This window comes from Butyrivibrio sp. INlla18, from assembly GCF_900103635.1.
In the GTDB taxonomy this organism is placed as follows: Bacteria; Bacillota; Clostridia; order Lachnospirales; family Lachnospiraceae; genus Butyrivibrio.
The window spans coordinates 291,684-298,837 of record NZ_FMXK01000004.1 but is presented as its reverse complement, the minus strand read 5'-3'; the positions used below and the strand labels follow the sequence as shown (position 1 = coordinate 298,837).

General features: G+C 39.1%; 5 protein-coding genes, 3 tRNA genes and 1 rRNA gene. 7 read left to right on the top strand and 2 right to left on the bottom strand.

Annotation, left to right across the window (positions count from 1 at the left end; all coding sequences use genetic code 11):
- From BLS24_RS02735 to BLS24_RS02710, 6 genes are all read left to right on the top strand, one after another.
- Positions 1-102: ribosomal RNA gene (locus BLS24_RS02735) — 23S ribosomal RNA — on the top strand; the annotation flags it as partial.
- A 193-nt stretch (positions 103-295) separates the two neighbouring features.
- Positions 296-368, top strand: a tRNA-Asn gene (locus BLS24_RS02730).
- A gap of 31 nt (positions 369-399) precedes the next feature.
- Positions 400-471, top strand: a tRNA-Glu gene (locus tag BLS24_RS02725).
- A 6-nt stretch (positions 472-477) separates the two neighbouring features.
- Positions 478-548: transfer RNA gene (locus tag BLS24_RS02720), tRNA-Cys, on the top strand.
- A 159-nt stretch (positions 549-707) separates the two neighbouring features.
- On the top strand, positions 708-1,709 hold the full coding sequence (locus BLS24_RS02715; RefSeq protein WP_176764311.1) for a hypothetical protein: 1,002 nt from the start codon (positions 708-710) through the stop codon (positions 1,707-1,709).
- A 22-nt stretch (positions 1,710-1,731) separates the two neighbouring features.
- Complete coding sequence (locus BLS24_RS02710) at positions 1,732-2,640, top strand: S1 RNA-binding domain-containing protein (protein ID WP_091755924.1); 909 nt, start codon at positions 1,732-1,734, stop codon at positions 2,638-2,640.
- Positions 2,641-2,712: 72 nt separating this feature from the next.
- Here BLS24_RS02710 and gnpA read toward each other — a convergent pair whose 3' ends face one another.
- Both gnpA and BLS24_RS02700 read right to left on the bottom strand, forming a co-directional pair.
- Positions 2,713-4,881, bottom strand: a complete 2,169-nt coding sequence (gene gnpA, locus BLS24_RS02705; protein ID WP_091755922.1) for a 1,3-beta-galactosyl-N-acetylhexosamine phosphorylase — start codon at positions 4,879-4,881, stop codon at positions 2,713-2,715.
- 30 nt (positions 4,882-4,911) lie between these two features.
- A complete protein-coding gene (locus BLS24_RS02700; RefSeq protein WP_091755921.1) occupies positions 4,912-5,961 on the bottom strand; it encodes a glycoside hydrolase family 88/105 protein in 1,050 nt (349 codons plus the stop codon).
- 171 nt (positions 5,962-6,132) lie between these two features.
- On the opposite strand from BLS24_RS02700, the gene BLS24_RS02695 reads away from it, so the two are divergent.
- Complete coding sequence (locus BLS24_RS02695; protein ID WP_091755918.1) at positions 6,133-7,092, top strand: AraC family transcriptional regulator; 960 nt, start codon at positions 6,133-6,135, stop codon at positions 7,090-7,092.
- The last annotated feature ends 62 nt before the right edge of the window (positions 7,093-7,154 follow it).

Below are 7,154 nucleotides of genomic sequence, written 5' to 3'. Positions count from 1 at the left end.
GGCAGTAAGACCCCTTGGAGAGTACGAGGTTAGATAGGCACAAGGTGTAAGCACGGTAACGTGTTCAGCTGATGTGTACTAATAGGTCGAGGGCTTATCCAAACTAGGAGAACTTGATGAGGTTTTACCGAATCTAGTTCGAGTGTTGTTCTGGCGAGACTATGAAATAGTCGAGAGCAGAACTTCCGATTAGTATAGAAGAAATGGATTTAGATATCAGTGTTCGGTTTTGAAGGTACAAAGCAAAAGGACCATGCAGTAGCATGGCATTTTGTATATATGGTATCTTTAATAATCCTCCTTAGCTCAGTCGGTAGAGCATTCGGCTGTTAACCGAAGTGTCGTTGGTTCGAGTCCGACAGGGGGAGCTAAAAAAAGACTGTTACTACGGTCTGATACGGCTCCGTGGTCAAGCGGTCAAGACATCGCCCTTTCACGGCGGTAACACGAGTTCGATTCTCGTCGGAGTCATTATATGGTGACATAGCCAAGCGGTAAGGCATAGGTCTGCAACACCTTGAGCGGCGGTTCAAATCCGCCTGTCACCTCTATATAATCTGTAAGCATATCGCTTACAGATTTTTTTTATTCAATAGGAAAATCCTTTGGATTTCCTACGCAAAGAGTCGTGAGCGACTCTTTGTTCTATATGCAACATATCATTATTGGGGAAATGTTGTATTAATAACGCTTATATTAAGGAGGGTATGATGAAAAGAAGAATTGCAATGATCTTAGTTGCCAGCCTGATGTTAGTAGGCTGTGGTAGTGTCAAAGTAAAAGAAATTGATGAGGAGATGGTTGGAAGACAGTCTAGTACTGAGGAATCTTCACTAGAAGCTACAACAGCTGAAGCCACAGAAGAAACAACTGAAGTAGAAGAAGAAAAAGAAGTACCAGCTGTAGATCTGTTATATAACTTTCTTGGAGTAGATGGAAAGACTGCTTCTGCAGTGTCTGATGTAGAGATATCAGTTGATTCCTACGATGGAGAGCACTACTTTGATTATAAAGTAGGTGATGCAATATCATTAGAAGAAATAAAGACGGGCATCAGCAAGAGCGGATGGGGAGATGAAATGAAGCTTTCATATACATTCTTTTATCAAGATAAAAAGAGCCCAATATTAGCGGTTCTTGTCCCAGATAATCCAAACTATAAAGATGAGAATAATTGTCTTTTATTCTTTGCTGTAAAAGATGGAGAAGTACATTTAGTTTCATACAAGGACACAATGTGCGATGAGTATACATATGGATATGTTGGTCAGGGAGGGCTTCTTTCTTATAAGTCTCAACCACTTGGACGTAGTAGCGGAAATCTTTTGATAAATAAAACTTATATTGTTGATAAAGATGGACAGCTAGTAGATCTTTTCAATGAAACAATGGCAGTAGCAAGTGAAGCAGAATACATGGGAGATGATCACAGGGCTTTTGCTATATTTGCTGAAATGTATGCGGATGGCAATTGGTCATATGTTTCTGTTCTTGAATGTGGAGCAGATAAATACTATGTACTATATTCAGATGGCAGTGATACTGATCTTGATGCAAGATTTATTGAAGCTTGCGACAAAGAGGGTATTAAGGTTTATAATAGGAATGAGTTATTGCCTATTTTAAATGGCTATATTCAGGAACTTGGCTATGAGGAAGATATTACTGATCTTGATAATAAAGTAGCTAAGTGGAATGAACTCGACTAAAAAAGTACTTGGGGAGGATATCATGGCAGAAGAAACAATGAATGACTTTAAAGATGAGATCGACAGATCTTTTCGTAAGATCAATGAGGGTGACATACTCGAGGGAACAGTTATCGATGTAAAAGATACTGAAGTAGTCCTTGATCTTAAGTATTACACTCAGGGTATCATTAGAGCTGAGGATCTGAGCGATGATCCAAAGTTTAGCATACACAGAGATATTCATGTTGGTGATGAGATTTCTGCAACAGTAGTAAGTAAAGATGATGGATATGGAAATATCCTTTTATCTAAAAAGGAAGCTAATCAGATAGTTGCTTGGGATAAGTTAAAAGAGCTTATGAACTCTGAAGAATATGTAGATGTTAAGATATCAGAGGCTGTTAAGAGCGGCTGTGTTGTATTCCTTGAGGGTATTAGAGGATTTATTCCAGCTTCAAAACTTGACCTTAATTATGTAGATGAAAGTGATCTTGATTCATTTGTAGGTAAGACATTAAAGGTCAAAGTAATTACAGCAGATGAAGAGAATAAAAAGCTTGTCCTTTCTGGTAAGGAATACTTGAAGGAGCAGGCAGATGCTAAGAGAGCAGAGATGATATCAAATGTTGAAGTAGGACTTGTGACAGAGGGCGTTGTTGAGAGTCTTCAAAACTACGGAGCATTTGTAAATCTTGGAAATGGAATGACAGGACTTGTCCACATTTCTCAGATCTGCAACCAGAGAATTGCACATCCTTCTTCAGTATTAAAGGTTGGACAGAAGGTAAAAGTAAAGGTTACAGCAATCAAAGATGGTAAGCTTAGTCTTAGTATGAAGGCATTAGAGGAAATTGCTGCAACAGAGATAACAGAGGAAAAGATAGAGTTTGAGAGTGATGGAGAAGCAACAACATCACTTGGAGATCTTCTTAAAAAAGCAGGATTTTAATACAAAAAAGACGGTGATCATATTCACCGTCTTTTTTTGAACACACACTATGAAAAAAGGAAAGCTATAGATTTATAGCTGTATTATCACTGTATCGAATGGTGCTACGTTCTCAAACTTTTTATCACCAAATGCTGTCTTTACTGTTGTGCTCTGTACAGCATCTGAGTTATTGATAACAATAAGTCTCTTGTCTGCTGGATAGAAAGCGCATTCCATATTTGAATTGTCTGTTATGTATTCCTGGGCTAATGACTTGTCAGCAGCATACATAAGTATGTTTAAAAGAAGTCTGTTGTTTAAAACATTAGTTTCAAATGTGGATAAGTATATGCCTTTTCCCTTGCCGATGTGGTTAACTGTGAAAAGAGGATTTCCATCTTTTTCAGCTAGAACTTTAGCGTTTCCATCAGTTAAATGAACATGGCATCTTTCTGGAATAAAGCTTCCTTCAGGGATAAGTCCTTCAACTTCAGTTTTATCAAATGCCCATTTTCCATGACATACATAAGGTGAAGTGTTCTTGTCTACACCAAGGACTGGAGCCATTCTAAAGGTTGTATTATAGCCGTCAACAGCAGAAGGCTCGTTAACACCGATAAATGTTCCGCCATCGTATACCCATTTAGTGAGGGTTTCAACTATGGAGTCGTCTTTCCAATTGTCACCGCCGCTCCAAGCAGTGCCCTGGGCACCAGCATTGATGATCACCTGATATTTTGAAAGGTCAGTAGTCTTTACATCTTCAAAGCTTATGAATGATACATTAACAGGAAGTCCAGAAAGAGCTTCGTTGATGTGGATCAGATCATTCATAAAGGTTTCGTGGAAGTGTCCACTAAGTGTCCAGCTTCTTAAACTTCCCCAGCTGTGAAGAACAGCAACATTAACATCTAATGTATAAGGCGAACCATTTGTATGAAGGTCTCTTATTGTTCTGAATTCATCAGAAATCTTTGCAATGTAATCAACAAAGTCTGGATAGTTTTCAACAAGGTGAAGGTATCCGCCAAGTCCAATCCTATCGATCTTTGCTCTTAAAAGAGCTCTTCTAGTATGATTCCAATATTCTTTTGCATCTCTTGTTGGATCTCCGCCAGGAGCGAAAGTTGGAAGTCCGCCAAGTCCAACAGGGAAAAGATATGGATGTAGTCTAAGTTCATGTGTTTCGATATCTGCGCCAGCACAGAGTCTTACTTCATAGCCAGAGAATACGCATTTGATAAGACCATCGAAGTCAAAGTCTTTAAATCTCTTGCTGTAAGGCTCTACACCAACCCAGCTGTCATCGTAGAATACATAAGCTTTTTTGCCGTATTCATGAACCATGTCAACAAGCTTACGACCAAATTCAACTACGAAGGAATTAACAAAATCCATGTAATCAAGCTGAGTCTTAACTGGAGGCTGATGTGTTACGTGAAGCGCACCCTTGTTGATGAAATCTTCAGCAGTAAGCTTGTAACCGTAGCGCTCAGCGAAGTTGTCGAGCATCTTAGGGCTTACAGTGAAATCATATGAACCCCAGTCTGTAAAAAGATTTCTGTTTCTTTCGCTGCTTCCCCAGATCCAAACAAAGTTGTAGAACATTGAAGTAAATCTGACAACTGTAGTTGCGGGATGTGTTTCACACCAGTTCTTTAGCCAAGAGAGCATGTACTCCTGAGTTTCAGGATAAACAGGATCGATAGGCATCAAATGCTCTTTATCCCAGTTGTTTGTGGTGTGGTTGTACATGGAAATTTCTTCCCATATTCTGTAGGCAAGGAAGCTTACAGTATAGCTGTGATAAGGAATGACATTATTAACAATGACATTTCCAGCTTCTTTTTCATAAGTCCAAAAGTTGCTGCTGATCTCCTGACCTGTAGTGCGGTCAAAAACCTGCCAGTATTTCATTGATTCTTTGCTATCGTTTACCATGAACTGCTGGTCAAAAAAGTCATCAATAAGATGGAAGATAACATAAGAATCTTCAGCTACTTTAGGCTGTGTCATAAGAAAAGACTGCTGAAGCTTGTCTTTATTTGCATTGGCCCATTCATTGTGGTCTCTTATGATACAGATTGTTGAATAAATTCCATAACCTGAATCTAAGATCTCATCTGAGAGAACTGTTCCGTCGCTATCTCTGATAACGTCAGCTCCCCATTTGTCAGCAAGCTCCAAAGTGAGCTTCTCGTAACCTGATTCACCAGGAAGTGTGAATCCTCCTTTGGAATGCTTTGAATCTAAACTCATAATTTATTAAACCCCCAAGTAGTTGATTGATTATAGTGCGCCATCACTACGAACTTTGTCATAATTTAGTACTCCAGAAAGATAAGCAAGTGCAAGTCCCTGTCCCCAGCCCTGGATCCACTCTCTGGAAATGTTTCTGTAACCATCTCTGTCTTTCATAACTGCTGTGCCGCTTGAAACATTGAGAACACGGCCGTCTTCAGAGATGTTATCAAGGATACCAACAGTAGCCTTGTTGATATATTTGATGTGAAGAGGGTTGCCCTTGTTGATCATTGCAGCAGCAATACCGCAAGAAGCAGAAATCTCTTCATAAGACTCTGGATCATCAAGAATAGTTCTGAATAATCCGTTTTCTGTCTGTAGCAGCTTGATAGAAGCAAGCTGTTCATTTAATGAACCAACGATATCAAGGAACTTAGGATATAAGTAACATTCAGGCAGAATGCGTCCTACCTCAGACATTGTGTATGCAGCCCATGCGTTGGCTCTTCCCCAATAGAAGCCAGACATGTGGTCTTTTGTAATGTTGTTGTATCCATGATAGAAAAGACCTGAAGCAGGATCCTGGAGATATTTGATATGCCAGTAATACTGGTTTAATGCATCGTCAATGAGCTTTTCATCCTTTAAAAGAACTCCTGCTCTTAAAAGAAAAAATGCTGCCATGAAAAGTGTATCTGCCCAGCACTGCTCAGGGAAATCATTGTTAACTGAAACAGTATGCTGAAGAACATTGTCACCAAAACGAAGAGCGTCATTTTCAAGGTAGTCGATCTTGCTCTTTGCAATATCAAGATACTTTTCATCATTTGTATATTCATACAATGTGAGCATGGCGTGTCCCATGGCACAAGTGTTAACTGTCCATGATGGAAGACCAAGCTCTATATATTCATCAACTCGTTCTTTTAAGAGTTCAATGTATTCCTTTTTGCCTGTAGCAAGATAAGCCTCGCATACACCATAATAAGCAACGCCTCCTGGCCAATCCCAGGTAAGATCCATGCGCATGGTTCTCTTTACGATTGAATCAATAGCGTTTTCAATTTCTTTTTTGTCATAGATAAGATTTGCCATAATACTTCCTTTTCTGCAAAAATCATAGTATTTTGAGCAAATTATATTAGTTGATGGTTGAAAAGTCTATTCAAGTAGATGAAAAAACTATGCAATTTCAACTATTTGAGTTAAAATAAGTCATCGAAGTTAATGGACGAAATACTAAATTATTTTATAAAGGATAAATTTATGTCAAAGCCCAAGAAAACTGTCATAGAATACCGTAATTATGAGCTTCCGCTCAATTTTCCGATTCTTCTTTTGACTGGAGACAGATGGCATATTTCCGATGTAAAGTCTGGAAAACTTCATTTCCATAATTGCCTTGAGATCGGTATCTGCCACAGTGACAGTGGAATGATAGAATTTGATAATGATCCTGTTCCATTTAATGAAGGGGATATGACCTTTATATCAAGGAATGTTCCCCATACTACTTATAGTACTAAGGGACAGGCTAGCCTTTGGTCATACATCTTTTTGCAGCCTGATGAGATGTTAAAAGGGGATTTTGGAGGAGCTTCGCCCTATGCAAATGTCTTTGAAGATATGATGCAGAACTCCCAGATCATTATAAATAGAAAGGAGTATCCGGAGATATACTTCCTGCTAAGAGCCATCATGGAAGAGCTTGAAAAAAAGGAAATGAACTATCAGCTTTCTGTAAAAGGCCTTCTCCTAGCTCTTTTCATGAAACTCATGAGAATATATGATGCCACAAATGACAAGAAGCAAGATGACAAAGAAGTACATGAAAACGCCATTGTTATCGCACCGGCGCTAGATTATATCAAGGAAAATTACATGTTCAATTTTCCTATAGAGGATCTGGCAGATATGTGTCATCTGAGCCAGACGCACTTTAGAAGGGTATTTGGGGAAATCATGAATACAAGTCCTCTTTGCTACCTCAATACCACTAGGATCCTGCAGTCGTGCATCCTGCTTAGGACAACAGAAGAGTCTATTCTTGCTATATCAGAGAGAGTGGGATTTAGGTCGGTATCAAGCTATAACAGGCATTTCTCAGAGATCATGGGCACGCAGCCTAGTGAATGGAGACATAGGATGGCTAAGGTTGATAAGTCTTCAATACTTGAATATACAGGCTGGATGCAGGCTCAGAACCTGACAGAACCGCAAAAATAAGAATATAAGGCCGAAAAGAGTGGGTAACCACTCTTTTTTGTTTGTCTAAAATTAAGAAACGT